We start from the raw sequence: 24735 nt of genomic DNA on the forward strand, positions 1-24735 counted from the left end.
TGCCACCGGGACGCGCCGGTGCGCCCCCAAGTTGGCAACCGGCCCACGGCTCGGCTAAAGTTCTCATCCGTCACCGGGGAACGCTCGGGGACACGCGGACGTAGCGCAGCTGGTAGCGCATCACCTTGCCAAGGTGAGGGTCGCGGGTTCGAATCCCGTCGTCCGCTCGGAGCTGCCGCCACGCATGACGGGGGCAACCTCGGTGGGGTGGCCGAGAGGCGAGGCAACGGCCTGCAAAGCCGTGTACGCGGGTTCAAATCCCGTCCCCACCTCGGTAACGACGAGGGCGATTGGCGCAGTGGGAGCGCGCTTCCTTGACACGGAAGAGGTCACTGGTTCAAACCCAGTATCGCCCACAGGTACGAAAGGCCCGTCACCGGATGGTGACGGGCCTTTCGTCTGTCCGCTTGTCGGGTCGACGACCGTCCAGCTCCGTCGGCCGTCCGACCGCTTCCCGTCAGAGCGGCGGGGCGACGTCCCGACGCTCCTCGACCCGCCGGTACTCCACCGGCTCGGCCGTGGTGACGACCTCACGGCGGCGACGACCCCAGATCAGCGAGGTCATGATCAGGCCGAGCACGCCGGCGGCCATGAGGATCCAGCCGACCACGTCGAGGTTGATGCCGCCGACGCTGGCGTCCAGGGCGAAGGTGAGGATCGCGCCGAGCGCGATCAGGAAGATGCTGGTGCCGATACCCACGACAGCCTCCTTCTCGAAAGGGTGTGGTGTGCTGTCGAGGAGCATCAGTACCCCACCGCTCACCTGCGCAACCCTTCCGCCCCGCCGGCCGGCGGGACCCCGCGCCGCGCCGGGCGTGGGGCCGCCGCGTCACGCGATCTTGCCGTCGGGTACAGTTCTCCCTGTCGTCGACGCACGTCGTCGACACGCGGACGTAGCGCAGCTGGTAGCGCATCACCTTGCCAAGGTGAGGGTCGCGGGTTCGAATCCCGTCGTCCGCTCGCGATCCGCCCCGAGGGCCCGGTCGACCGGGCAGGGCGGGTGCCCACGGGCGATTGGCGCAGTGGGAGCGCGCTTCCTTGACACGGAAGAGGTCACTGGTTCAAACCCAGTATCGCCCACCAGGAAGACCACGAAGGCCCGTCACCGGTTCCGGTGCCGGGCCTTCCGCCGTTCCCGGTCCCGGTCCGCCGGGCCGGTCGCGGCGGCCGGGGGTGCCGGCCACCGCGACCGTACGGGGTCAGCGCATCGTCTTCGCCACGTACGCCGCCCAGGCCTTCTCGAATTCGTCGAACGACACCCCCAGCTCGTCGCGCATCGCGGCGCTGACACCGCTGCCCTGGTAGTGGGCGGCGACGAAGCGGACCACCTTCGCGTCGCCGTACCGCTCGGCCAGGTAGCCGATCGCCGAGTGCGCCAGCCAGTAGTGGTAGCTGCCCTTCCCGTTCTGCGCCCACTGGGCGTTGGACGGGAGCTGCTCCAGCTCGCCACGCTGGCGGAAGACCGGCCGGGACTCGGCGGTGCGCTCGCTGGTGGTCCACGGTCGCCGTTCGTGGCCCAGCCACTCGGCGAACCCCTCGACCACCCACTCGGCGTGGCCGTCCAGCCCCGCGACACCCGGCTTGAGCTCGCTGAGCACGTTCGTGATCCCGTGCGCCAGCTCGTGCCGGAACAGGTTGGCCTGCCGGTCCGCGCCGCCCTTGGTGAAGTGGTACTCGTCGGCCACGTCGATCACCACGCGGGTGGTGGCGACGTCCAGGGCGTCCACCGTCTCCCCGTCGATGGCCCCGACCGGCGGCACCGGGATCGCCAGCCCGGACTCCACCGGCGTCTCCTTCGTGGTGCGGTAGAGCGAACCCAGCTCCTTCTTGCCCTTCACCAGGGCGATGACGAAGCCCTGCGGGACCTCGGCGGGCACCTCGCCGGCCCGCCACGCAGCCAGGTTCGCCGCCGCGGCGCGCTCCGCGACCGGCGCCAGCCGCCGTGCCTCGGACCGCAGCGACGCGTCGGAGATGACCAGCGTGTGCGGGGTCCGCTCGACGTGGATCTCCCGCCACATGTCCCACGGCGCCGGGTGGTAGGTGGTCATGTCGCGACCCTGGCGACCGGGCAGGCCGCCGGCCACACCGGTGACCCGCAGCGGGGCGTCCCGCGCGGAGCGGACCACCGTCCAGGCGTACAGCTCCTCGACCGGCTTCGGGTCGAACCCCTCGAACTGGTGCACGAACGACACGATCGTCGTGAAGGTCACCCCGGAACCCGAGTCGGTGAAGTCGCGCGAGATGAACTCCTTGAAACGGCTCTCGCGCAGCGGCAGCTTCGTCAGGTTGCGGTAGAGGTCGGTCTGCTGCGCGACCAGCTTCCGGTCCGCCGGGTCGAACGGGGCCACGAACGCCTTCTCGTCCCGGTCGCGCAGCGCCCGCGTGTGCTCGGCCAGCAGACCCTCGATGTCCGCGTACGCGACCAGGTCGTGCGGGCCGGCCGCGTCCGTGCCGCCGTGCCTGTCCAGGTACGCCGACAGGGCGAACACCGACCCGACGACGAGCAGGACGAGGACCAGTCCGGCGGCGCCGAGCCCGATCCAGAGCCCCCGTCGCGACCGCTTCGGCGTCGACGGCGGTGACGCGTACGGGCCGGCTGCCGGGTGGACCGGCGGACCGTACGGGTACCCGCCGGGCGGTGGTGGCACCGGCGGGCCGTACGGCGGGGTGGGCGGTGGTGGAACGGAGGGGTGCCCCTCGGTCATGTCGGATCCTCGCTCGTGTCCGTCGGGTGGGGAGCGTCCGCGAACGAACCGCCCCGAAACGGTGTCGACGGCCATTATTTCCGCCGACCGCCCCGATCTCTGCCCCGTCCCGCTCGCGCCGGCCGGCGGGGGCGACCGGGCAGAATTAGCTGTCAGCAGATCCGCTCACCGTGAACATCGGGCGGGGTCCGGCCTCGGACCGGGCACAGTGGAGCGCATGAGGCTTCTGGTGCTGGGCGGTACGGGGTTCGTGGGCGGTGCGACGGCGGCCGAGGCAGTGCGTCGCGGTTGGTCGGTGACGGTGTTCAACCGCGGGTTGCACGGGACGGCGCCGGCGGGCGTACACCGGTTGCGGGGTGACCGGACCGCGCCCGACGGCCTGGCCGCGCTGGCCGACGGCGAGTGGGACGTGGTGGTCGACACCTGGGACGGCGCTCCCCGGGTGGCGGGTGCCGCCGCCGCCGCGCTGGCCGACCGGGTCGGGAGGTACGTCTACGTCTCCAGCGGCTCGGTGTACGCCGAGCCGGTGACCCCGGGGTCCGATGAGGACGCCCCGACGATCGACGCCGCGCCGGACGCCGACGAGGCGGACTACGCCCGCAACAAGTCCGGTGCCGAGCGTGCCGTCCACGCGGTCTTCGGGGACCGCGCGCTGCTCGCCCGGGCCGGGTTGATCCTCGGCCCGGGCGAGGACATCGGTCGGCTGCCCTGGTGGCTGACCCGGGCCGCCCGGGGCGGCGACATGCTGGCTCCCGGGCCGGTGGACCTGCCCGTGCAGTACGTCGACGTGCGGGACCTGGCCGCCTTCCTGCTCGAATCGGGCGCGTCCGGTCCGGTGAACGTGGTCGGTCGGACCGGTCACACCACCATGGGCGATCTGCTCGACGCCTGTGTGACGGTCACCGGGTCGGACGCGCGGCTGCGCTGGACCGACCCGGACGCCATCCTGGCCGCCGGTGTGGAGCCCTGGAACGACCTGCCGATCTGGATCCCGGAGGGTCACGAGTACCGCTGGTTGCAGGAGTGTGACGTCACCCGCGCGTACGCCGCCGGCCTCGCGTGCCGGCCGGTGGCCGAGACGGTCGCCGACACCTGGGCGTGGCTGCGCGAGGTTGGGACGGTGCCACCCCGGGCGGGCCGTCCGCAGCGGGTGCCGGTGGGTCTCGACCCGGCCCGCGAGGCGGCCCTGCTCGCCGCGACGGGCGCCGCGCCGGCCTGACCTGCCCGGGATCAGCCCGGCCGGACCGGCAGGTCGAGCACGTCCTCGACCGGGCGGCGCGGGCTCGGCCAGCCGGGCTGGCCGTACCCGATCCGCATCACCATCTGCGGAGTGCCGAACCGGCCCAGCGACAGCCGCAGCTGCTCCCGCGCCCCGGGCACCTCGATCGGCTGGGAGAGCATCGACACGGCCAGCCCGGCGTCGGTGGCGGTGAGCAGCACGCGCTGCAACGCCTGGCCGGCGACCACCTGGTCGAGCCGTGTTGCCGGGCGAGCCGAGCACCGCCACCAGCGGCTCCGGCTCGAAGTCCCGTCCCGGCGCGCGGTCCCGCCCGCCGAAGCCCCGCGACGGCAGCAGGTCCTGTGGCTCGCTGCGCGGGCCGCCCGCGGCTGCCGGGACACCGTCGGGGGCGGGGTGCCTGCGGATCCACTCCTCCCGCTCGGTCCGGTACGCGACGTCCCGCTCCAGCACCCGGTGGGCGCTCCGGGCGATCTCCGCGAACGCGTTCACCGCGCTCGTCCCGATAAGCAGCTCCAACCAGCACTGCTCGGCGCGGGCCGCCTCGCCCAGCCGCCACCGGGCGTCGGCGGGCACCGGGTCCGGCCAGAACGGCGCGCGGTTGCTGAACCGGCGGGGGATCGCCGCGTACAGGGCGCCGGGGGCTCGTGGCTCCTCGTCACGACCTTTCCGTGTTCACGCCGGGTGACCCGGGCGGGGCTGCCGCTCCGTCCTGCGACATTCCCGGCGGGGCCGCACGGGACACAGGTCCCGTACCGGCAGGGCATTTCGCCCCGGTGGCCCGACCCGCGACACGCCGGCCTCAGCGCTCCCGGACCACCGCCACGGGGCAGTGGGCGTGGTGCAGGAGCTGCTGGCTGACCGAGCCGAGCAGCATGCCGCGCAGTCCGCCCCGGCCGCGCGTGCCGACCACCACCAGGCCGGCGTCACGGCTCGCCTCGACCAGCAGCGACGACGCACTCCCCACCGCCACCTCGACGCTGAGTTCCACGCCGGGGAACGTCTCGCGCCAGCGCGCCAGCGGCTCGTCCAGCTCGGCCCGGGCCGCGTCACCGTCGCTCTGCGCGGCGGGCGGCGTCCACCCACCGGACGGCGGCTGCCAGGCACGGACCACGCGCAGCGGCACCCCTCGCGCCGCGGCCTGCTCGTACGCGAAACCCAACGCGAGCAGGGAGCACTCCGACCCGTCCACGCCGACCACCACGGGCCCGGCCCGCCGCTCGGTGGCCCCGGCGCGGACCACCACCACCGGGCAGTGCGCGTGGGCGGTCACCGTGACGGCGGTCGACCCCGCGAGCAGTTCGCCGAACCCACCGTGCCCCCGCGTGCCGAGCACCAGCAGACCAGCGTCGACCGACGCCTCCTGGAGCACCAGCGCCGGTGGCCCGTCGAGCACCACGCCGGTGACGGTCAGATCCGGGTGCGCGGCCCCCGCGTCCCGGGCGGCCCTGCTCACCAACTCCTCGACCTGCCGCCGGGCCTCCTCGTCCGGCCAGACGCCGGGTGCCACCCCGGGGCCGATCCAGCCGGCCACCGTCAGCCACTCGAAGACGTACGCCAGCCGGACCGGCCGTCCGCCGCGGCCCGCCTCGTCGAGCGCCCAGTCCAGCGCCCGCTCGGCGTCCGGCGACCCGTCGTAGCCGACCAGGATCTCCTCGCCGCTCACTGCTCGCCCCGCACGTCGGGGTCGGCCTCCCGGATCCAGCGCCACTCCGCCACCCGCGGGTCGTCCTCGCCGTACCGGCGGGTGTGGTCGCGGCACGCCTGGCGCGCGTCGACCATCTCCTGCCGCAGGTGCGCGGCGCGGGCGGCCAGTCCCGGCACCCGGTCGATCACGTCGATGACCAGGTGGAAGCGGTCCAGGTCGTTGAGCATCACCATGTCGAACGGCGTGGTGGTGGTGCCCTCCTCCTTGTATCCGCGTACGTGCAGGTTGTCGTGATTGGTCCGCCGGTAGGTGAGCCGGTGGATGAGCCACGGGTAGCCGTGGTACGCGAAGATGATCTGCTTGTTCTGCGTGAAGATGGTGTCGAACTCGGAGTCGGTCAGCCCGTGCGGGTGTTCCGACGACGGCTGGAGCCGCATCAGGTCCACCACGTTGACCACCCGGACCTTCAGCTCCGGCAGGTGCCGGTGCAGCAGATCCGCCGCCGCGAGGGTCTCCAGCGTCGGCACGTCGCCGGCGCACGCGAGCACCACGTCCGGTTCGCTGCCGGCGTCCGTGCTGGCCCAGTCCCAGATCCCCAGGCCGCGCCGGCAGTGCTGGATCGCGTCCTCCATCGACAGCCAGTTCGGCGCCGGCTGCTTCCCGGCCACCACCACGTTGATGTAGTGCCGGCTGCGCAGGCAGTGATCCATGGTGGACAGCAGAGTGTTCGCGTCCGGCGGCAGGTAGACCCGGACCACCTCGGCCTTCTTGTTGGCCACGTGGTCGATGAAGCCGGGGTCCTGGTGGGAGAACCCGTTGTGGTCCTGCCGCCACACGTGGCTCGACAACAGGTAGTTGAGCGAGGCGACCGGCTGACGCCAGGGGATGCCCCGGGTCACCTTCAGCCACTTCGCGTGCTGGTTGAGCATCGAGTCGACGATGTGGATGAACGCCTCGTAGCTGGTGAAGACGCCGTGCCGCCCGGTGAGCAGGTAACCCTCCAGCCAGCCCTGGCACAGGTGCTCGGAGAGGACCTCCATCACCCGGCCGTCCGGGGAGAGGTGGTCGTCCCCGGGCACCGTGGCGGCCATCCACGCCCGGTCGGTGACCTCGAACGCCGCGCCGAGCCGGTTGGAGGCGACCTCGTCCGGCCCGAACAGCCGGAACGTCTCCGGGTTGGCGGCGATCACGTCGCGGATCCACGCGCCCAGGGCGCCGGTCGCGCCGGCGATCGTGGCGCCCGGACGCGGCACGTCCACGGCGTAGTTTCGGAAGTCCGGCAGGGTGAGGTCCCGGAGCACGAGCCCGCCGTTGGTTACCGGGTTGGCACTCATCCGCCGGTCCCCGCGGGGTGGCAGGGCGGCCAGGTCGGCGACCGGGGCGCCGGTGGCGTCGAACAGCTCCTCGGGCCGGTAGCTGCGCAGCCAGCGCTCCAGGCCGGCGAGGTGCTCCGAGTTCTTGCGGACCTCCGACAGCGGCACCTGGTGCGCGCGGTAGGTTCCCTCGACCTGCTTGCCGTCGACGTCGCGGGGGCCGGTCCAGCCCTTCGGTGTCCGGAGGATGATCATCGGCCAGCGGGGACGTTCGACCGGTCCGCCCGAGCGGGCCCGCCGCTGGATCTCGGCGATCTCGTCGAGGACCCGGTCCATGGTGGCGGCCAGCGTCTGGTGTACGCGGACCGGGTCGTCGCCCTCCACGACGTACGGCTGGTAGCCGAAGCCGCGCATCATTGCGCTCAGGTCGTCGGCAGGGATCCGCTCCAGCACGGTCGGGTTGGCGATCTTGTAGCCGTTCAGGTGCAGGATCGGCAGCACCGCGCCGTCGCGGGCCGGGTTGAGGAACACGTTGGAGAGCCAACTGCCGGCCAGCGGACCGGTCTCCGCCTCACCGTCGCCGATGACGCAGGCGACCAGCAGGTCCGGGTTGTCGAAGGCCGCGCCGTAGGCGTGGCTGAGGGCGTACCCCAGCTCGCCGCCCTCGTGGATCGAACCCGGCACCTCCGCCGCGACGTGGCTGGGGATGCCGCCGGGGAACGAGAACTGCCGGAACAGCTGGGCCATGCCGGCCTCGTCCCGGCCGACGCCGTGGTAGCGCTCGCTCCAGGTGCCCTCCAGCCAGGTGTTCGCGACGATGGCCGGACCGCCGTGGCCGGGGCCGGTCACGAAGATGGCGGACAGGTCGCGGGCGACGACGACCCGGTTGAGGTGGGCGTAGAGCAGGTTCAGGCCGGGGCTGGTGCCCCAGTGGCCGAGCAGCCGGGGCTTGACGTGCTCCGGCCTGAGCGGCTCCCGGAGCAGGGGATTGTCCAGCAGGTAGATCTGCCCGACGGTCAGGTAGTTCGCCGCCCGCCAGTAGGCGTCCAGCCGGCGCAGCTCGTCTCCGGTCAGGGGGCTGTGCAGGTCGAGAGCGGTGTCCATGCTGTCGAGCCTCTCGCGGTAGGGAAGTGGCGCATCCCGATGAGCGCGGATTCGCCTCCGAGCTTCGTCGGATCAGCCGCCGTGGATCAGTGCCATTGGTCCCGCGTGGGCCGGCCGTGCGGCCTGGTACGCCCGCCGGGGCCCGTCCGGGCGTCACGCGCCGTCCCCCGGAGCCGCGGCGATTCCGCGTACGACGATCACCGGCGACGGCGCGTGGTACAGCAGGGACTGGCTGACCGCGCCCAGCATGCCGCGCCACGGATCGTCACCCCGGGCGGCGACCAGCGACAGCTGGGCCGAACGGGACTGCTCGACCAGGACGGTGCCGGGATCGCCACGGATGGTGTGGCACTCGGCGGACACCTCCGGATGCCGTTCCGCGCAGCGGGCGACGATCCCGGCGAGCAGGCCGGGATCGTCGGAGTCGTCGGCCTCGGCGACCCGGACGACGAGCAGCCGTGCCTCCCGCCGGGCGGCACAGTCGTACGCCCAGGCCAGAGCCCGCTGTGAGCTGGCGGAGCCGTCGACGCCGACCAGCACCGGCCCCTGCGGCGGCGGGTCGCTGCGGGCGACCAGCACCGGACTGCCCGCGCGGGCGGCCAGCTGTACCGCCGGCGCATCGGTCGACACGCAGGTCGCACAGGTGGTCATGCCGCTGTCGCCGACGGCGACCAGGAAGGCCGCCTCGGACCGGCGCACCAGGGCGGGAACCGGGCCGCCCTCGACGATCTCCCCGCTGACCGGGAGTGCCGGCTCCACCTCGTTGGCTACCGCTGCCGCCCGGGCGATCAGGTCCTCGGCCTCGGCGCGGGGCCCGGCCACCGACGGGGCCTCCAGGGCGCCCGCCCAGTTGAACGCGTGCAGGAGGTGCAGCGGACGCGCGTGCGCGGCGGCCTCCTGGGCGGCCAGCCGGACCAGCGGCAGATTGCGCTCCGAGCCGACGCCGACCAGCACCGCGTCGGTGGGTGCGGCCATCGGACATCACCTCCGCAGGCGTCGCGCCCGGCTCTCACCCGAGGCTAGTCGCGGCGCCGCGGCGGCGGGGCGGGATCGTCCGGTTCACCCGGCCCGCCCCGTCCCGGTCAGCGGAACTGGAGCCGGTTGACCGCGTCGAACACCCGCGCACCGAACAGGCGACGGGTGTGCACCATGGCCCACGCCGCCGCCGTGACCAGGTACCGGGTACGCGGCCGGCGGGCGGTCACCGCGCGCTCGATCACCCGTGCCACCGTGTCCGGGGTGGCGGCGAGCAGCTTGTTCCCGTACGACGTGGTCATCGCCGTGTCGACCGCGGCCACCATGCTCCGGTACGGCCCGGACGGGTCCGCGCCCGCGCCGAGCGACTCGGCGGCCACCGCGCCGAAGCCGGTGCGGATCAGGCCGGGCTCGATGATCGACACGTCGATACCGAAGGGTCGCACCTCCTGGCGCAGCGCGTCGGAGACCGCCTCCACGGCGTACTTGCTGGCGTGGTAGTAGCCGCCGCCGGGGAAGACGATCCGGCCGCCCATCGAGCTGACGTTGACGATGCGGCCCTTCCCGGCCCGGCGCATCCCGGGCAGCACCAGTTGGGTGAGCCGGCTGAGCCCGAACACGTTCGTCTCGAACTGGGCCCGGACCCGGGCCATCGGGGTCTCCTCGATCGGGCCGTACTCGCCGTAACCGGCGTTGTTGATCAGCACGTCGACCTGGCCGTGCTCGGCCTCGATGGCGGCCACGGCGGCGGCCATCGACGCCTCGTCGGTCACGTCGAGGGGGAGCAGCCGGGCGCCGGCCTCGGCGAGGTCGGCGATCGCCTCGACCTTGCGGGCGGTCGCGTAAACGGTCAGTTCGGGGCGGCGGGCGAGCCGCCGGGCGGTGGCCCGGCCGATGCCGGAGGAGGTGCCGGTGATGAGGACGGTGGTCATGAGGGGGCTCCAGGCTTCTCCAGCCCGGCCACGACGAGCGCGACACCGTCGCGCAGCCGCTGCCGGGGCAGGTCGGGGTCGGTGAGGTCGGCCTCCAGGCCGCGGGTGAGCGCGACCAGCACCTCGGCCACCGCGCGGGCCTGCGGGCCCGCGCGGTCGGCGAGCGCGCCGGCCACCACGTCGGTCAGCTCCCGGGTGTACGCCTCGACGAGGTCACCGGTCAGCTTGGTGCTGGCGTCGAGCAGTTCGGCGGCGTGCCGGCTGTCCCGGTGCAGGGTCAGCGTCAGCTCCAGCTTCGCCCCGAGCACCGCCGTGAGTCGCTGGGCCGTCGAGGCGGCCGGATCGGCGGCGGCGGCCCGCGCCTCGGCGAGTGAGCTGGCGAAGAGTCGCTCGGCGAGACGCCGGTACGCGTCGTCCTTGTTGCGGACGTACTGGTAGACGGCGGGACGGGACATGCCGGCCGTGGCCGCGATGTCGTCCATCGTCGTGCGCCGTACGCCGTGCCGCGTGAAGCACTCGTACGCGGCGGCGAGGATGGCCTCCAGACGTTCGTTCGACATGCTGACAATCCTTGCACAGTTTGTCAGACCGTCAAGTGTGTCCGCCGCCACCGCTGTCGACGGTCCGTCTGGCTCCCCACATCCCGAGATCCGCGTAGATCTTGGTAGCAAACGGCCTCTCCGAGGGCCATTTCCTACCAAGATCTCCTTTGTCCCCGGGGGCGGCCCGCCCGGATGCGTCAATGCGGACGATCGAGCGGCAGGCGGCGTTCCTGAAGGGTCTCAAGCAGGCCGACGGCTGGCAGGACATGCCGCTGACCAAGACCGCCCAGACCGCCGGCCGGCGGCCTTTCCGCAGATCTTGGACAGTTGCCGTCCCCAGCCAACGGAAACTGTCCAAGATCTACAGCAGTCCGGCCCCGCACCGAGAGCGCCGTGGGAAGCCGACCGCCGCCGGCGATGCCGAGCGTCCCCGGATCCGTCAACGAGGGTTGACACGATCCCTCCTGTCAACGTAAGTTGACGGCATGAGTCAGGCAACGGAACTCGCGGCGGAGGCGGGCAGCACCGATCCCCGGGTCGGGCTGCGTGCCGTCCGCGCGCTACGCCGGCTGCTCGAGCGGCTCGAGGTGGTCCAGGTGGACAACGCCCGACGACAGGGCTGGTCCTGGCAGGAGATCGCCGACGCGCTCGAGGTGAGCCGGCAGGCGGTCCACAAGAAGCACGCCGGGCGGCCGGCGGTCGGAAACTCCTGGGAGGCGTGATGTTCGAACGGTTCACCGACCGGGCCCGCAACGTGGTGCGGCAGGCTCGGGACGAGGCGAGGAACGAGGGTCGGCGGCCGGTCGGCACCGAGCACCTGCTGCTCGCCGTCCTCGCCGACGGCGACAGCCTCGCCGTGCGGATCCTGCGTGAGGCGGGGATCGACGCCGACGACCTCCGAACCCGGATCCGGCGGCACACCGAGCGCGGGAGCACCGGCCTCGCCGACGCCGACGCCGCCGCACTGCGGGAGATCGGCATCGACCTGGCCGCCATCGTCGCGCGGATCGAGGAGAGCTTCGGCCCGGACGCGCTCCGCGAGGCCGTGCCCGCGCCGCGCCGCCGCTGGGGTCTCCGACGGTACGCGGGCGGCCCGTTCTCCCCGCGCTCGAAGAAGGTGCTGGAGCTGTCCCTGCGCGAGGCGCTCCGGTTGCGGCACTCCCACATCGGCACCGAGCACATCCTGCTGGGGCTGCTCCGGGAGGGCGACGGTCTGGCCGCGCTGGTCCTGCACGAGGCCGGCGTCGACCTCGACGACCTGCGCCGGCGAGTCGAGACGGCGCTCCGAACGGCCGCCTGACGTCTTGCGCACGTCGCCACCTTCCGCGATCTTGCACTCTTGGTCGTCTTCATGGGCGTCATGCCACTTGTGCGGCGGCAGGAAGTGCAAGATCGCCGGGACGGGACGGGACGGCACCCGGCGGACGCGGGTGACCGGGACGGCAAGGCAGGCCACCCGGCGTGAGTGCGCCAACCGGTGGCGGCCCCGCTGAAACATGTCTGTGGGACTGTCGACGCCGCCGGCACGTGGGCTCGCTGAACCACGGGTCGTGCTGCACACTTGCGCCGTGGATGTCGGACAGGACGAGCGGCCCGGGGCCGCCGATGGCGGGCTGCGGTCCGCGGTGGTGGTCAATCCGGTCAAGGTCGCCGACCTCGACGAGCTGCGTCGCACGGTCGACGACGTGCTCGCCGCCGCCGGTTGGGCGGAGCCGTTGTGGTTCGAGACCACCGTCGAGGACCCGGGCCGGGGCCAGGCCGAGGAGGCCGTGCAGGCCGGCGTGGACGTGGTCTTCGCCTGCGGCGGCGACGGCACCGTGATGGCGTGCGTCAGCGCACTCGTCGGCACCGACGTGGCGCTCGCCATCCTGCCCCAGGGCACCGGCAACCTGCTCGCCGCCAACCTCGGCCTCTCCAACGACCTCGCGGCCGGCCTGGAGGTGGCCGTCGAGCGCGGGCGGCGGCTGCTCGACGTCGGCCAGGTCGAGGAACACCACTTCGCCGTGATGGCCGGCATGGGCTTCGATGCCCAGATGCTCGCCGCCACCTCGGAGACCACCAAGAAGCGGATCGGCTGGCCCGCGTACGTCGTGGGGGCCGCCCGCCACCTGCGGGACCGGCCGATGAGGGTCTCCATCCGCATCGACGACCAGCAGCCCATGCGGCGCCGGGCCCGCTCGGTTCTGGTCGCCAACGTCGGCCGCCTCCAGGGCGGGGTGACCCTGCTGACCGAGGCCGAGCCGGACGACGGCTACCTGGACGTCGCCGTGCTCACCCCGCGCACCCTCCGGCACTGGCTCGCCCTCGGTTGGGCGGTCGCACGCCGGCAGGGCCGGGTCCCCGGGATGGAGGTGTTCCGGGCCCGGCGCGTGGAGATCACCAGCAACCGCGCGCAGCCGCGCGAGCTGGACGGCGACCTGATCGCGCCGGGCCGCGTCCTCAAGGTGGAGATCCGCCGGCGGGCGCTGTGGCTGTGCGTACCGCAGCCGGCGGCGGCGCCGGACCTGTCCGACGACGCGAAGGCGGCGGCCGAGCGAGGCGAGGAGCTGGTCGAGGAGGCGCGCCGTGAGTAGCACCCGGATCGTGCCCGAGACGCGGTTGATGGCCGACGAGGAGCTGTCCGCCGACGACGCCTGGCACACACTGCGCCGGCAGGGCGGCTGGCACCTGCTGCGGGACGCGTTCATCCGGTTCCGCTACGGCGACGGGTTCAGCCACTCCCGGGCGTTCGCCCTGCAGCTCTGCCTGGCCGTCGTGCCGTTCCTGATCGCGCTCACCGGTCTGATCTCCGAGCTGGGCGTCGAGGAGGGCGGCGAGGTCGTCGCCGACACCGTCCTGGCGCTCTCCCCGGGCGCCAGCGACGAGGTGGTGGGGGAGCTGCTGGGCGAGGGGGAGCGCACCGAGGAGGCGGGTGAGCTGGCGCTGAGCCTCGGTCTGCTGACCGGCCTGGTCGCGCTGACCACCACGATGGCACAGATCGAGCGGGGCGCCAACCGGATCTACGGTGTCGAGCGGGACCGCCCGGCGCTGAGCAAGTACCTGCGCGCGGCGGTCCTCGCCCTCGGCGCCGGCCTGCCGGCGCTGGCCGGCTTCCTGATCCTGGTGGCCGGCGGGGCGATCGGTGACTCGGTGCAGCGGCACTACGCCTGGGGTGAGGTGGCCGACGGCATCTGGGACGTGGTCCGCTGGCCGTTGAGCCTCGGGCTGACCGTGCTCGCCGTGGCGGTGCTGTTCCGGCACGCGCCCCGGCGCAACCAGCCGGGCCTGTCCTGGCTGTTCTTCGGCGCCGGCATCGCCACCGTGCTGTGGTGGGTGGCCAGCCTCCTGCTCGCGGCGTACGTGGTGCTCAGCGACGACTTCAACCAGACGTACGGGGCGCTGACCGGGATGATGGCCCTGCTGCTGTGGGCCAACCTCACCGGCATGGCGCTCTTCGGCGGGTTGGCCTTCGCCGCCCAGTTGGAGGCGCTGCGGATCGGTGTGGACGAGCCCGCGCAGCCGGACCTGTGGGAGCCCGAGGCCGACCGTGTGGAACTCCGCGACACCGGCGAGATGACCTCCCTCTAGGGCCGCCCCGGACCGCCTCCCGGTGTACGCGAAGCGCCGATCGGGTAAAGCGGCACGCCAGAGAGAGGGAGGCTGTCGTGGGCACGGTCAAGGATGTGGTGCGGCGACCCCTGGGTCACTTCACCGAGCGGACGCTCGCCGGTCTGGCGATCGTGCTCGGTGGCGGAGTGGGCTTCGGTCTGCTGCTCGTGCTGGTACGAGTGCGGTGGAGTCCGCTCTACGACATCGACCACGGCGTGGCGCAGTGGCTCAACGACCAGATCGCGCCGCACGGCGCACTGGTGACGGTGCTCAACGCGCTGACCGACCTCGGCGGCCGGGCGGTCATCCTCTGGCTGGTGTCGGTGGCGGTGATCGGCCTGCTGATCCGCCGGCAGGGCCGGCTCGCGGTGTTCCTCATCATCGCCGGGGTGGGCGCGCTGATCCTCGACCCGGCGGTCAAGACGCTGGTCGACCGGCTCCGTCCGGAGGTGGAGGTGCCGATCGGCAGCTACGCCGGGCAGAGCTTCCCGAGCGGCCACGCGCTCGGGTCGTTCGTCGCGTACGGTGCGCTGCTGCTGGTCTTCCTCCCCGCCCTCCGGCCCCGCTGGCGCCGGCCGGCGATCGCGCTGGTCGGCCTGGTCGTCTTCGCGATCGGACTGACCCGCATCGCGCTGGGCGTGCACTTCGTCTCCGACGTGCTGGGCGCCTGGCTGCTGGGCGCCGCATGGCTGGGCGTCACCGCGTACGCCTTCCGCCTGTGGCGGCTGGAGCGGGGCCGGCGGGTCCCGGCGCTGACTGAGGGCCTGGAGCCGGAGGCCGCGCACGACGTGGCGCCGGCGCCGGACGAGGCGCACCTGCTGCCGCACCCCCGGGCCGCGGTGTTCGAGCTGCTGGTCGGCTGGGTGTTGATCCTCGGCGCGCTGTACGGGTTCGGCCTGTTCGTCAGCTACCACGCCGGTGGCACCTTCTTCGCGACGCTGGACACCGACGTGCCGCGCTGGTTCGCCGACCACCGCACCCCGTCGTGGGACGACGTCAGCTACTGGTGGAGCAAGGCCGGCGACACCCACGCCATCCTGCTCGTCTCGCTGATCTTCTGCCCTCTGGTGCTGGCGGTGTGGCGGCGCTGGCGGCCGGTGCTGTTCGTGGCGTTGACCATGTTCGGCGAGCTGAGCCTCTTCCTCGCCACGGCCGCCGCGGTGGACCGGCCCCGCCCGCCGGTCGGGAACCTGGACGGGCCGATGCCCACCTCGTCCTTCCCGTCCGGGCACATCGCCGCGACGCTGTGCCTGTGGACGGCGATCGCGCTGATCGTCTTCCCGCGTACCGACCGGTGGTGGCGGTGGATCTTCGTGGCGCTCGCGGTGATCATGCCGACCGGCGTGGCGATCTCCCGGATGTACCGGGGCATGCACCACCCGACCGACTTCATGGGCGCGATCATCCTCACCGCGCTGTGGGTGGGCCTGCTCTACTGGGTGGTCCGCCCCAACGAGGACCTGCGCGAGGGCAACCGGCCCAGCATCGGGTCCGGGGGTGTGGGCACCCTCGACGACGAGCTGGTCAAAGCCGGCCGGCCGGACTGAGCCGACGATGCTGCGGGTGATGACCTGGAACATCCGGACCGGCGGCCGGGACGCGGGCGGCGACCGCACCGACGCGATCGTCGGGGTCGTCACCGACCTGCGGCCCGACCTGCTCCTGCTGCAGGAGCTGCGGGGCTTCGACCGGGGGGACATGCTCGGCGGGTTCGCGGGCCGGGTGGGGATGCATTCCCACCTGGCCCGGGCGTGCTTCGGGCAGCCGGTGGCGGTGCTGGTCCGACCGCCGCTGCGGGTGCTGGACGCCGGCCGGGTACGCCGTCCGTTCCACCACGCCGCCGCCCGGGTACGGGTGGCCACGTCGGCGGGGCCGATGACCGTCCTCAGCACCCATCTGTACCCGTACTCCGGTGGGCGGCGGCGGACGGAGGCCGACTGGCTGGCGGCTGCCGTACGCCGGAGCCGCGACTCCCTGGCCCTGCTCGGCGGCGACCTGAACACCCTGGACCCGGCGTCCGATCACGCCGAGCGGCTGGCCACCATGCCGATGTTCTACCGCCGCCGGCACCTGCGCCGCGACCGCCGTACGGTCGACACCCGGGCGGTGTCCCGCCTGCTCGACGCCGGCCTGGTGGACCTCTGGGCCGCCCGCGCCGGTGACGCGGCCGAGGCGGACGGGCGGACCGTGCCGACCCGGCACGGCGGAACGGAGTTCGTCGGGGCCCGGCTGGACTACCTGCTCGCCACTGCGCCGGTCGTCCCGCTCACGCGGTCGGTGCGGGTGGTCCGGGGCGGTGCCGCGGACGTGGCCTCCGACCACTACCCGGTCGTCGCGGACCTGGACCTGGACGCCGCCTGATCCCCGGCGCGCTTGCGGTCGCCGGCTACGGTGTGCCCGTGATCGACGCGCCGGGTCCCGTGGCCCGGGAGGCCCCTCCCGCGCCGCCGCCGGTGGTCGCGGTCGTCCGGGGCGTCGCGCTGGTGGTGGTGCTGCCGATCCGCGTGCTGTGGGAGTTGCTCGTGGCGGGCGCCCGGTTGGCGGACCGCTGGTTGATCGGCCCGGTGGGGCGGTTCCTGGCCCGCTGGTTCCTGGTGCCTCTGGCCTGGCTGCTGCGGCAGCTGATCTGGATGCCCCTGGTGTGGCTCGGCCGGGCGCTGGGCTGGCTGGCCCGCAGACTGGTCTGGATCCCGCTGGCGTGGTTGGCGTACCACCTGCTCCAGCGGCCGCTGAGCTGGTTGGGCCACGTGCTCGCGCCGGTCGGCCGCCTGCTCGTCGCCGTCCTGGCTGCGCTCGGGCGGGGGCTGGGTCGCGCCGGCCTCGTCCTGGGGCGGGTGCTGTGGGCCGGGGCACGCTGGGCGTGGTGGGCCGCCGGTCGCCTGCTGTGGTGGATCCACGTGGTGACGCTGCGGCCGGTCGTCCACGGCGTGGCCCGGGTGTGGCGGCACGGCGTGGCACCGGTGGGCCGGGCGCTCGCCGCTGCCTGGCGGGCAACCGTCTCCCCGATGGGGGCCTGGGTGCGGCGTACGGTCGTCGACCCGGTCCGCGCCACCACCCGTGAGGTGCTGGCCGCCTTCGGCGTCCGTCGCCCCTGACGGTCCGTTCCGGCGCTAGAGGACCAGGTTGAGCAGGACGGTCAGCACGATCGAGGCGACCACCGAGAACAGGATCATCAGGAGGCAGCCGAGGCCGCCGCCGGCCGGACGGATCTCCGTGTTGCCGATGCGCATGTGATCATCCGTTCGTCAGGGAGAGGGCGAGGAGCCGGCGGACCGCGTCGGCCACCGGGCCGGGAGCGGTGGTCAGGACGTTGTGCGCCGCCCGGGGCACCACCAGGTCCCGGGCGTCGGGGACGAGCCGGGTCACCTGCGACCGCCAGCCGGGTGGCACGACGGGGTCCCGCGAGCCGGTGACCACCAGGGTGGGCGCGGAGATCCGCACCAGATCCTCCTCGATGGAGTTGCGTACCGAGTGGGTGAGCGTCGCGTACACCCGCCACGGACGTGCGTCCCACACGTCACGGAGCAGGATCGGCGCCTGCAGGGGCGCCTCGACCAGCGTGTCCACCAGCCAGCGGCCGAACTGTCCGCGCCGCGAGCGGGCCGCCGGGTCGCTGGTGGGCCCCGCCAGGACCACGGCGCGGACCGCGTCGGGGTGTCGGGCGGCCGTCGCCGCCACGACCTCCGCGCCGAAGGAGTGGCCGACCAGGCAGGCCGGCGGCAGACGGTACGCGGACAGCCAGGCCGCCAGGTGGTCGGCGTGCCGCCGCACGTCGTACGCCGTGCCGGGCCGTTCGCTCAGCCCGAAGCCGGGCAGGTCGGGCACGTACACCGGGTGGGTGTCGCTGAGCGCGACGGCCAGCGGGGTGAGGTACCGGTGGGAGACCGCCAGTCCGTGCACCAGCACCACGGGCGGTGCGCCGGTGCCGGGATCGGCGGTGCGCCGGGTGTGCGTCCGCACCCCGTCCACCAGGTGCCACTCGCTGGTCAGCCCGGCCGCGGGCCGGGGTGCGGCCAGGGTGAGCCGGAGCTCGGCCGGCCCGAAGCGGCCGGCCGCGGTGGTGCGCGGCCGGCGCAGCAGGGACGGCTTCACAGCTCTCGCAGCTGCGGCAGCAGCTGCTCCTGCGCCCAGTCCAGGAACATCGGCTGACTGTCGCCGCCGACCTGGACGACCGCGACGTGGGTGAAGCCGGCGTCGACGAACTTCTTGACCGCCTCGACGTGCCGGTCCACGTCCGGCCCGCAGGAGATGCCCTGCGCGACGTCCTCCTCGCGGACGAACTGGGTCGCGGCGGCGAAGGCGTCCGGCCCGGGAAGGTCGGCGTTGACCTTCCAGCCCAGCCCGAACCACCGGAACTGGTCGTGCGCGATCTTGCGGCACTCCGCCTCGTCCGGGCCGTAGCAGATGGCCACCTGCCCGTAGCGGGGGCGACCGGCGCCGCCGGCCTCCTCGTACATCTCGATCAGGTGGGGCAGCGGGTCGGTGGCGACGATGCCGTCGGCGTACTCGGCGGCGAGAGTGGCCGACTGCCGGCCGGACGCGGCGATGGCCATCGGCACCGGCTGCTCCGGCCGGTCCCAGACGTACGCGTCGGGCACGTCGTAGTGGTTGCCGGAGAAGGTCAACGTCTCGCCGTTGAGCAGCGGGCGGATGATCTGGAGTGCCTCCTCGAACATCTCGTGCCGCTGCTCGACGTGCGGCCAGCCACCGACCACGTGCTCGTTGAGGTTCTCCCCGGCGCCCAGGCCGAGGGTGAACCGGCCGTCGGACAGCACGCCGACGGTGCTCGCCTTCTGCGCCACCACCGCCGGGTGGTACCGCCGGATCGGGCAGGTCACGAACGACATCAGCTCGGCCCGGCTGGTCGCGTGGGCGACCGCGCCGAGCACCGACCAGGCGTACGGGGAGTGGCCCTGCGAGTCCAGCCACGGGTAGTAGTGGTCGGACATGACGAGGTGGTCGAAGCCGGCCGCCTCCGCGCGCACCGCGTAGTCGACCAGTTCCTTCGGACCGGCCTGCTCGCACATCAGGGTGTAGCCGACGTTGACCATGGTTCTGCTCCCCTTCCCCGGGCGGGCGGATCATCACCGGATACCCCGGGAGGCGTCCGCCAACCCTGGCGTCCCGATCGGCCGCGGTTTCCTTAACCGGTTCATTGCGTCGGGAGGATCCATCGGCCTACGCTGATTCCTGCGTCGCCGGGAGCCCGGTGACGGCTGTCGGGCTGCAGCCGTCGCCGTTCGTGACGTCCCCACCCCGCCCGGGCAGCGGGGGACCCTCGGTGAGGAAGACCATGAAGACACGACTGACCGCCGTCGCCGCGGTGCTGCTGGCGCTGCTCGTCGGCGTCCTGGCGTTCGGCCAGCCCGCGCGCGCGGCAACCGGTTTCTCGGTGGCGAACGGCAAGCTCTACGACGCGGGAGGCACAGAGTTCATCATGCGTGGGGTCAACCACGCCCACACCTGGTACCCGCAGCAGACCAGTTCCTTCGCCAACGTCAAGGCGCTCGGCGCGAACACCGTACGGGTGGTGCTCTCCAGCGGCGACCGGTGGACCCGTAACGGCAACGCCGACGTCGCCAACGTCATCGCGCTGTGCAAGGCCAACCGGCTCATCTGTGTGCTGGAGGTGCACGACACCACCGGCTACGGCGAGCAGAGCGGCGCGATCACCCTGGACCGGGCGGTCGACTACTGGCTGAGCATCGCCGACGTCCTGTCCGGCCAGGAGAAGTACGTCATCGTCAACATCGGCAACGAGCCGTACGGCAACCAGAACTACGGCTCCTGGGCGACCGACACGTCCAACGCCGTCAAGCGGCTGCGGACCGCCGGCCTCGACCACACGATCATGGTCGACGCGCCCAACTGGGGCCAGGACTGGTCCTTCACCATGCGCGACAACGCGTCGACGGTGTTCGCCGCCGACCCGGACCGCAACACCGTCTTCTCCATCCACATGTACGGCGTCTTCGACACCGCCGCGGAGATCACCGACTACCTGGGCCGCTTCCGCAGCGCGGGCCTGCCCATCGTGGTCGGCGAGTTCGGCTTCGACCACTCCGACGGCAACCCGGACGAGGACACGATCCTGTCGTACAGCCAGGCCAACGGGATCGGCTGGCTGGGCTGGTCGTGGAGCGGCAACGGCGGCGGCGTCGAGTACCTGGACCTGGCCACCGCCTTCGACCCGGCCCGCCTGACGAGCTGGGGTCAGCGTCTCTTCAACGGCACCAACGGGATCCGGCAGACCGCGAAGGAGGCGACCGTCTTCGGCACCGCCCCGCCGACCACGCCGCCGCCCACGACCCCGCCGCCGACCACTCCACCCCCCACCACGCCGCCGCCGAGCGCCGGCTGCACGGCCACGTACAGCGTGGTCAACTCCTGGCCGGGCGGCTTCCAGGGTGAGGTGCGGGTGACCGCCGGTTCCTCCGCGATCACCGGTTGGACGACCCGCTGGACGTTCGCCAACGGCCAGACGGTCAGCCAGTCCTGGAACGCCACGGTCAGCGCCTCCGGCTCGACGTACACCGCCCGCAACGTCGACTACAACGGCCGGCTCGGTGCCGGCGCCAGCACCAGCTTCGGCTTCATCGCCAGTGGGAACGGCACCAACGCCCGGCCCGCGGTGAGCTGCACCGCGAGCTGAGGCCCGTCGTACACCGGTGGCCGGGTCCGCGCGGACCCGGCCACCGTCGGACGGGAGACCCCTCACTCACCGGCGGTCGGCAGGCACGCGGGCGGCACGCATCAGCAGGTAGCGCTGCTCGGGCACACTCGTCGTGGCGTGCGCTGCCGCCCGGTAGTGGGTGACCGCCCGCTCCCGGTCGCCGGCCATCTCGTGCAGGTGCGCCCGGACCGCGTCGACGCGGTGGTGCCGGACCAGACGCGGGTCGTCGGCGACCGCGTCGACGGCAGCCAGCCCCGCAGCCGGACCGTCCACCATGGCTGTCGCGACGGCCTTGTTGAGCTGCACCAACGGGTTGTCGGAGAGGCGTTCCAGCACCCCGTAGAGCGCGCGGATCTGTGGCCAGTCGGTCTCCCCGGCGCTCGGCGCCTCGTCGTGCAGCGCCGCGATGGCGGCCTGCACCTGGTACGGCCCGACCGGCCCGCGCGTCATCGCCCGGGTGACCAGCGCCGTCCCCTCGGCGATCGCGGCGACGTCCCAGCGGCTCCGGTCCTGGTCGGCGAGGGAGATCAGCTCGCCGGACGGGCCGGTACGGGCGGCCGCCCGCGCCTCGGTCAGCAGCATCAGCGCCAGCAGCGCGGCGACCTCGCTGTCGTGGGGCAGCAGCGCGTGCACCTGACGGGCCAGGCGGATGGCCTCCTCGGCGAGATCGACCCGGCGCAGGTCCGCGCCGGCGCTGGCGGTGTGCCCCTCGGTGAAGATCAGGTAGAGCACGTGCAGCACCGACGCCAACCGCCGGTCCCGGTCGGCGGGATCGGGCATCACGAAGCCGACGCCGGAGGCGCGGATCCGCTGCTTGGCGCGGCTGATCCGCTGCGCCATGGTGGCCTCCGGCACCAGGAATGCGTGCGCGATCTCGGCGGTGGTCAGGCCACCCACCGCACGCAGGGTGAGCGCGATCGCCGACGCCGCTGTCAGGGCCGGGTGGGCGCAGAGGAACAGCAGCACGAGGGTGTCGTCGCGCGACGCGGTCAGGTCCTCGTCGGCCGCCGGCGCGGCGCGCCGGTCGTCCGTCTCGCGTCGCGCGGCCAGGTCCTCCCGCCGCCGCCGGGCCGTCTCGGCCCGGACCAGTTCGACCATCCGCCGGTACGCGACCTGCGTGAGCCAGCCGCGCGGGTTGTCCGGCAGCCCCTCGACGGGCCACTGCGTCGTCGCCGCCAGCAGGGCCTCCTGCACAGCGTCCTCGGCGGTGGCGAAGTCGCCGAACCGACGGGCGAGCACGCCGAGGACCTGCGGCGCCAACTCGCGCAGCAGGTCCTCGGCGGTGGGGCCGGCGGTGGCCAGGCGTCACATCTCCTGCGGCGGGGCCGACATGACGGGGTGCACCTCGATCGGCATGTTCAGCGGACGTCCGCCCGGGCCGGGCGCGGTGGAGATGTGCGCGGCGATCTCGACCGCGCGCTGCGGGGTCTCGCAGTCCACGATCCAGAAGCCGGCGAGGAACTCCTTGGTCTCCGCGAACGGCCCCTCGGTCACGACCGGGGTGCCGTCGGCGCCCGCGCGGACGATCTTCGCCTGGGCGGGGCCGGCGAGACCCTGCCCGTCGACCCACTCGCCGTCGGCGACCAGCTTCTCGTTGACCTCGCCCATGAACCCGATGTGCGCCCGGATCTCCTCGGGCGTCCAGGTGTCGATCGAAGGGAAGTCGGTACCGGCGGCGCTGAACTGCATCAGCAACATGTACTTCATGTCTGGCTCCTCACGACTGGGCACCATCCTCGGTGCTCTCACCCGTTGGTAGAAGCCGGCGCACCGGTTCTCGACATCCGCGCCGGAAAAATCTCCCGGAAATCTCAGTCGACCGCGGTGACCTCCAGCAGCAGGGTCTGCTCGGGGTGCAGGGCGGGCATCTGGAGGCCCACGGTGGCCAGCACCGTCCCGCCCAGCGTGGTCTCCGCCCCCCAACCGGGTTCGGTCATCTGGAGGACCGCCGGTTCCGGTACGCCCACCGCCGGGCGCACCGCGTACCGTCGCCGCGGGGCCAGGCCGGGCAGGCGGACCGGCCCGGGCACCTGGGCCACCGACGTGGCCAGCCGCGCCACCGCGTACACCGCTCGGGAACCGTCGTGCGCGACCACGCCGTGCGCCCAGACGGCCGGGTCCGGGTGGTCGACCCGGACCACCCGCCCGGCGTGCAGCAGCGGCCGGAGCCGCTTGTGCAGCGCGACCCACGCGGCCAGCTCGCGGCGCTCCTCGGCGCTGATCGCACCGATGTCCCACTCGATGCCGTGGTGGCCGAAGAGCGCGGTGGCGGCCCGGAAGCCGAGGTCGTGCACCCGGTGGGTGGTGTGCGAGCGCTCCGGCCCGACGTGCGTGCCGACCAGCTCGGGTGGCAGCAGCAGTCCGGTCCAGCGCTGGATGGCCAGCCGTTCCAGGGCGTCGTTGCAGTCGCTGGCCCAGACCCGGTCGGTACGCCGCAGGATCTCCAGGTCCACCCGGGCGCCGCCGGAGGCGCAGCTCTCGATCTCCACCTCCGGGTGGCGGGCCCGCAGCTCGTCGAGGAGCCGGTAGACCGCGAGGGTCTGCTCGTGCACCCCGGGACGGCCGTGGTGGCCCGCCTCGGTGAGGTCCCGGTTGTGGTCCCACTTGAGGTAGCTGATCCCGGGATGCTCGGTGAGGATGGCGTCCAGCCGCCCGAGCAGGTACGCGTACGCGTCCGGGTGGGCGAGGTCGAGCACCTGCTGGTGTCGCCACTCCGGCGGGAACCGACCGGGCACCGACAGCACCCACTCCGGGTGGGCGCGGAACGTCTCCGAGTCGGGGTTCACCATCTCCGGCTCGACCCAGAGCCCGAACTGGAGCCCCCGCCCGGTGACGTGGTCGATCAGCGGGTGCAGCCCGTCCGGCCAGACGTCGGTGTCGACGAACCAGTCGCCGAGCCCCGCCCGGTCGTGCCGTCGGCCCCGGAACCAGCCGTCGTCGAGGACGAACCGCTCCACCCCGACCTCGGCCGCGTGGTCGGCCAGGGCGGTCAGCCGCGCCAGGTCGTGGTCGAAGTAGACCGCCTCCCACACGTTGAGGGTGACCGGCCGGGGCGTACGCGGGTGGGTCGGGCGGGCCCGCAGGTGGCTGTGCAGGACGTCGCTCAGCCCGTCCAGGCCGGCGGCGGAGAAGACGGCGTAGAGGTGGGGGGTGGCGTACTCGGCGCCGGGGCCGAGGACCACCTCGCCGGGGGCGACCAGCTCCCCGCCGCCCAGGGTGGACTCCCCGGTGGGCCGCCGTTCGGCGAACGTCACGTGGTCACCGCTCCACGCGGTGTGCACCGCCCACACCTCGCCGTGGCCGAAGCCGAATCCGGCGGTCCCGGCGACCAGGAGCAGGGTCGCGTCGTGCCCGGTCCGCCCGTGCCGGCCCTCCCGTACCCAGGTGCCCATCGGCCACGGGTGCCGCTGCGGGCTCCGCTCCCGGCACCACCGGCCGGTCAGGTCGAGCAGCTCGGTGGCGACCGCCGGCACCGGCAGGACGGGGGCCAGCTCCCGCAGCTCGTACGGGGTGACGCCGTCGTTGCGCAGCCGGTGGCGCAGCAGCAGCAGGCCGGTCGGGTCGAGTTCGATCTCGACGGTCAGCGACAGCTGCGCGTCGCCGTCGACGGCCCGGACGGTGACCCGGGCGGGCCCCTCCGCCGGGTCGTCGACGTCCAGCCCGTCCAGGCGGAAGGCGGTGGACCAGGCGGCGCCGTCGCGGTGCCCGGCCAACGCCGGACGCCCACTCCAGCCGGCGCCCGCCTCGGGCAGCACCGACAGCACGGTCGGAGCGTCGAAGCTGCTCGGCACCACCGGTGGGACGGTCGCGTCGACCAGGGCGGGCAGGTCGCCGGGCGGCATCGGGCCGAGGTCGGCGCCCCAGTGCACGACGCGGGGGAGTCCGGCGCCGCGCGCGTCGAGCACCAGGCTGGTCCGCGCGCGGCGCAGGTGGACGATGGTCGGGATCGGCATGGGCATCATCTCTCGGCGGGATCCGGAGGGGTATGAGAGCGGTGAGCGATATGCCTGCCAGTCAT

21 protein-coding genes, 5 tRNA genes and 1 pseudogene are annotated in these 24735 nt (G+C 73.3%); 14 read left to right on the forward strand and 13 right to left on the reverse strand.

Features of this window, described 5'->3' with window-relative positions:
* The first annotated feature begins 94 nt into the window (after window positions 1–94).
* The 3 genes from ACTMSW_RS10925 to ACTMSW_RS10935 all read left to right on the forward strand — a co-directional run bounded on the left by ACTMSW_RS10925 (window position 95) and on the right by ACTMSW_RS10935 (window position 356).
* Window positions 95–167, forward strand: a tRNA-Gly gene (locus ACTMSW_RS10925).
* Between the two features lie 34 nt (window positions 168–201).
* Window positions 202–272: transfer RNA gene (locus tag ACTMSW_RS10930), tRNA-Cys, on the forward strand.
* 12 nt (window positions 273–284) lie between these two features.
* Window positions 285–356: transfer RNA gene (locus ACTMSW_RS10935), tRNA-Val, on the forward strand.
* Window positions 357–457: 101 nt separating this feature from the next.
* On the opposite strand, the gene ACTMSW_RS10940 is transcribed toward ACTMSW_RS10935, so the two are convergent.
* Window positions 458–700: a DUF6458 family protein gene (locus ACTMSW_RS10940; RefSeq protein WP_441180427.1), complete on the reverse strand. Its 243-nt coding sequence runs from the start codon at window positions 698–700 to the stop codon at window positions 458–460.
* A gap of 187 nt (window positions 701–887) precedes the next feature.
* On the opposite strand from ACTMSW_RS10940, the gene ACTMSW_RS10945 reads away from it, so the two are divergent.
* Window positions 888–960, forward strand: a tRNA-Gly gene (locus tag ACTMSW_RS10945).
* A gap of 48 nt (window positions 961–1008) precedes the next feature.
* Window positions 1009–1083: transfer RNA gene (locus tag ACTMSW_RS10950), tRNA-Val, on the forward strand.
* Between the two features lie 116 nt (window positions 1084–1199).
* Here ACTMSW_RS10950 and ACTMSW_RS10955 read toward each other — a convergent pair.
* Window positions 1200–2705 carry a hypothetical protein gene (locus ACTMSW_RS10955; protein ID WP_441180428.1) on the reverse strand — a complete coding sequence of 502 codons (1506 nt, stop codon included), beginning with the start codon at window positions 2703–2705 and terminating at the stop codon, window positions 1200–1202.
* 217 nt (window positions 2706–2922) lie between these two features.
* Here ACTMSW_RS10955 and ACTMSW_RS10960 point away from each other — a divergent pair, with 217 nt between their 5' ends.
* A complete protein-coding gene (locus ACTMSW_RS10960; protein ID WP_441180429.1) occupies window positions 2923–3924 on the forward strand; it encodes an NAD-dependent epimerase/dehydratase family protein in 1002 nt (333 codons plus the stop codon).
* Between the two features lie 11 nt (window positions 3925–3935).
* On the opposite strand, the pseudogene ACTMSW_RS10965 reads toward ACTMSW_RS10960, so the two are convergent.
* From ACTMSW_RS10965 to ACTMSW_RS10990, 6 genes and pseudogenes are all read right to left on the reverse strand, one after another.
* Window positions 3936–4578 (reverse strand): annotated as a pseudogene (locus ACTMSW_RS10965) (Acg family FMN-binding oxidoreductase); the annotation flags it as partial.
* Between the two features lie 166 nt (window positions 4579–4744).
* Entirely contained in the window at window positions 4745–5653 is a 909-nt protein-coding gene (locus ACTMSW_RS10970; protein WP_441180430.1) for a universal stress protein, read from the reverse strand.
* Window positions 5605–8007: a phosphoketolase family protein gene (locus ACTMSW_RS10975; RefSeq protein WP_441180431.1), complete on the reverse strand. Its 2403-nt coding sequence runs from the start codon at window positions 8005–8007 to the stop codon at window positions 5605–5607. The genes ACTMSW_RS10970 and ACTMSW_RS10975 overlap by 49 nt, the downstream gene beginning before the upstream one ends.
* Before the next feature lie 153 nt (window positions 8008–8160).
* Window positions 8161–8982 (reverse strand): universal stress protein, encoded by an 822-nt coding sequence (locus ACTMSW_RS10980; protein WP_441180432.1) that lies wholly within the window; start codon window positions 8980–8982, stop codon window positions 8161–8163.
* A gap of 107 nt (window positions 8983–9089) precedes the next feature.
* Window positions 9090–9914: an oxidoreductase gene (locus tag ACTMSW_RS10985; RefSeq protein ID WP_441180433.1), complete on the reverse strand. Its 825-nt coding sequence runs from the start codon at window positions 9912–9914 to the stop codon at window positions 9090–9092.
* Window positions 9911–10474 carry a TetR/AcrR family transcriptional regulator gene (locus ACTMSW_RS10990; RefSeq protein WP_441180434.1) on the reverse strand — a complete coding sequence of 188 codons (564 nt, stop codon included), beginning with the start codon at window positions 10472–10474 and terminating at the stop codon, window positions 9911–9913. The genes ACTMSW_RS10985 and ACTMSW_RS10990 overlap by 4 nt, the downstream gene beginning before the upstream one ends.
* Before the next feature lie 467 nt (window positions 10475–10941).
* Here ACTMSW_RS10990 and ACTMSW_RS10995 point away from each other — a divergent pair, with 467 nt between their 5' ends.
* The 7 genes from ACTMSW_RS10995 (at window position 10942) to ACTMSW_RS11025 (ending at window position 17139) form a co-directional block, all read left to right on the forward strand.
* Window positions 10942–11178 (forward strand): HTH domain-containing protein, encoded by a 237-nt coding sequence (locus ACTMSW_RS10995; RefSeq protein WP_357033994.1) that lies wholly within the window; start codon window positions 10942–10944, stop codon window positions 11176–11178.
* Window positions 11178–11756: a Clp protease N-terminal domain-containing protein gene (locus tag ACTMSW_RS11000; protein WP_441180435.1), complete on the forward strand. Its 579-nt coding sequence runs from the start codon at window positions 11178–11180 to the stop codon at window positions 11754–11756. The genes ACTMSW_RS10995 and ACTMSW_RS11000 overlap by 1 nt, the downstream gene beginning before the upstream one ends.
* A 268-nt stretch (window positions 11757–12024) precedes the next feature.
* Window positions 12025–13029: a diacylglycerol/lipid kinase family protein gene (locus tag ACTMSW_RS11005; protein WP_441180436.1), complete on the forward strand. Its 1005-nt coding sequence runs from the start codon at window positions 12025–12027 to the stop codon at window positions 13027–13029.
* A complete protein-coding gene (locus tag ACTMSW_RS11010) occupies window positions 13022–14023 on the forward strand; it encodes a YihY/virulence factor BrkB family protein (RefSeq protein WP_441180437.1) in 1002 nt (333 codons plus the stop codon). Before ACTMSW_RS11005 ends, ACTMSW_RS11010 begins: the two co-directional genes overlap by 8 nt.
* A 77-nt stretch (window positions 14024–14100) precedes the next feature.
* Complete coding sequence (locus ACTMSW_RS11015) at window positions 14101–15591, forward strand: phosphatase PAP2 family protein (RefSeq protein WP_441180438.1); 1491 nt, start codon at window positions 14101–14103, stop codon at window positions 15589–15591.
* Between the two features lie 7 nt (window positions 15592–15598).
* Window positions 15599–16405 carry an endonuclease/exonuclease/phosphatase family protein gene (locus tag ACTMSW_RS11020; protein ID WP_441180439.1) on the forward strand — a complete coding sequence of 269 codons (807 nt, stop codon included), beginning with the start codon at window positions 15599–15601 and terminating at the stop codon, window positions 16403–16405.
* A gap of 38 nt (window positions 16406–16443) precedes the next feature.
* The gene (locus ACTMSW_RS11025) at window positions 16444–17139 is read left to right on the forward strand and encodes a hypothetical protein (protein WP_441180440.1); all 696 of its coding nucleotides are present in this window, start codon (window positions 16444–16446) and stop codon (window positions 17137–17139) included.
* A 139-nt stretch (window positions 17140–17278) separates the two neighbouring features.
* Here the strand turns inward: ACTMSW_RS11025 and ACTMSW_RS11030 are convergent, their stop codons facing one another.
* Window positions 17279–18136: an alpha/beta fold hydrolase gene (locus ACTMSW_RS11030; RefSeq protein ID WP_441180441.1), complete on the reverse strand. Its 858-nt coding sequence runs from the start codon at window positions 18134–18136 to the stop codon at window positions 17279–17281.
* Window positions 18133–19095, reverse strand: a complete 963-nt coding sequence (locus ACTMSW_RS11035) for a TIGR03557 family F420-dependent LLM class oxidoreductase (RefSeq protein ID WP_441180442.1) — start codon at window positions 19093–19095, stop codon at window positions 18133–18135. The genes ACTMSW_RS11030 and ACTMSW_RS11035 overlap by 4 nt, the downstream gene beginning before the upstream one ends.
* 242 nt (window positions 19096–19337) lie before the next feature.
* Between ACTMSW_RS11035 and ACTMSW_RS11040 the strand changes: the two genes are divergently transcribed.
* The gene (locus tag ACTMSW_RS11040; protein WP_441180443.1) at window positions 19338–20696 is read left to right on the forward strand and encodes a cellulase family glycosylhydrolase; all 1359 of its coding nucleotides are present in this window, start codon (window positions 19338–19340) and stop codon (window positions 20694–20696) included.
* 66 nt (window positions 20697–20762) lie between these two features.
* On the opposite strand, the gene ACTMSW_RS11045 is transcribed toward ACTMSW_RS11040, so the two are convergent.
* From ACTMSW_RS11045 to ACTMSW_RS11055, 3 genes are all read right to left on the reverse strand, one after another.
* The gene (locus ACTMSW_RS11045) at window positions 20763–22019 is read right to left on the reverse strand and encodes an RNA polymerase sigma factor (protein WP_441180639.1); all 1257 of its coding nucleotides are present in this window, start codon (window positions 22017–22019) and stop codon (window positions 20763–20765) included.
* A gap of 3 nt (window positions 22020–22022) precedes the next feature.
* On the reverse strand, window positions 22023–22424 hold the full coding sequence (locus ACTMSW_RS11050) for a YciI family protein (RefSeq protein WP_441180444.1): 402 nt from the start codon (window positions 22422–22424) through the stop codon (window positions 22023–22025).
* 104 nt (window positions 22425–22528) lie between these two features.
* Entirely contained in the window at window positions 22529–24670 is a 2142-nt protein-coding gene (locus ACTMSW_RS11055; protein ID WP_441180445.1) for an alpha-galactosidase, read from the reverse strand.
* Window positions 24671–24735: the final 65 nt, after the last annotated feature.

Origin of the sequence: Micromonospora sp. BQ11, assembly GCF_052068135.1 — a bacterium.
In the GTDB taxonomy this organism is placed as follows: Bacteria; Actinomycetota; Actinomycetes; order Mycobacteriales; family Micromonosporaceae; genus Micromonospora.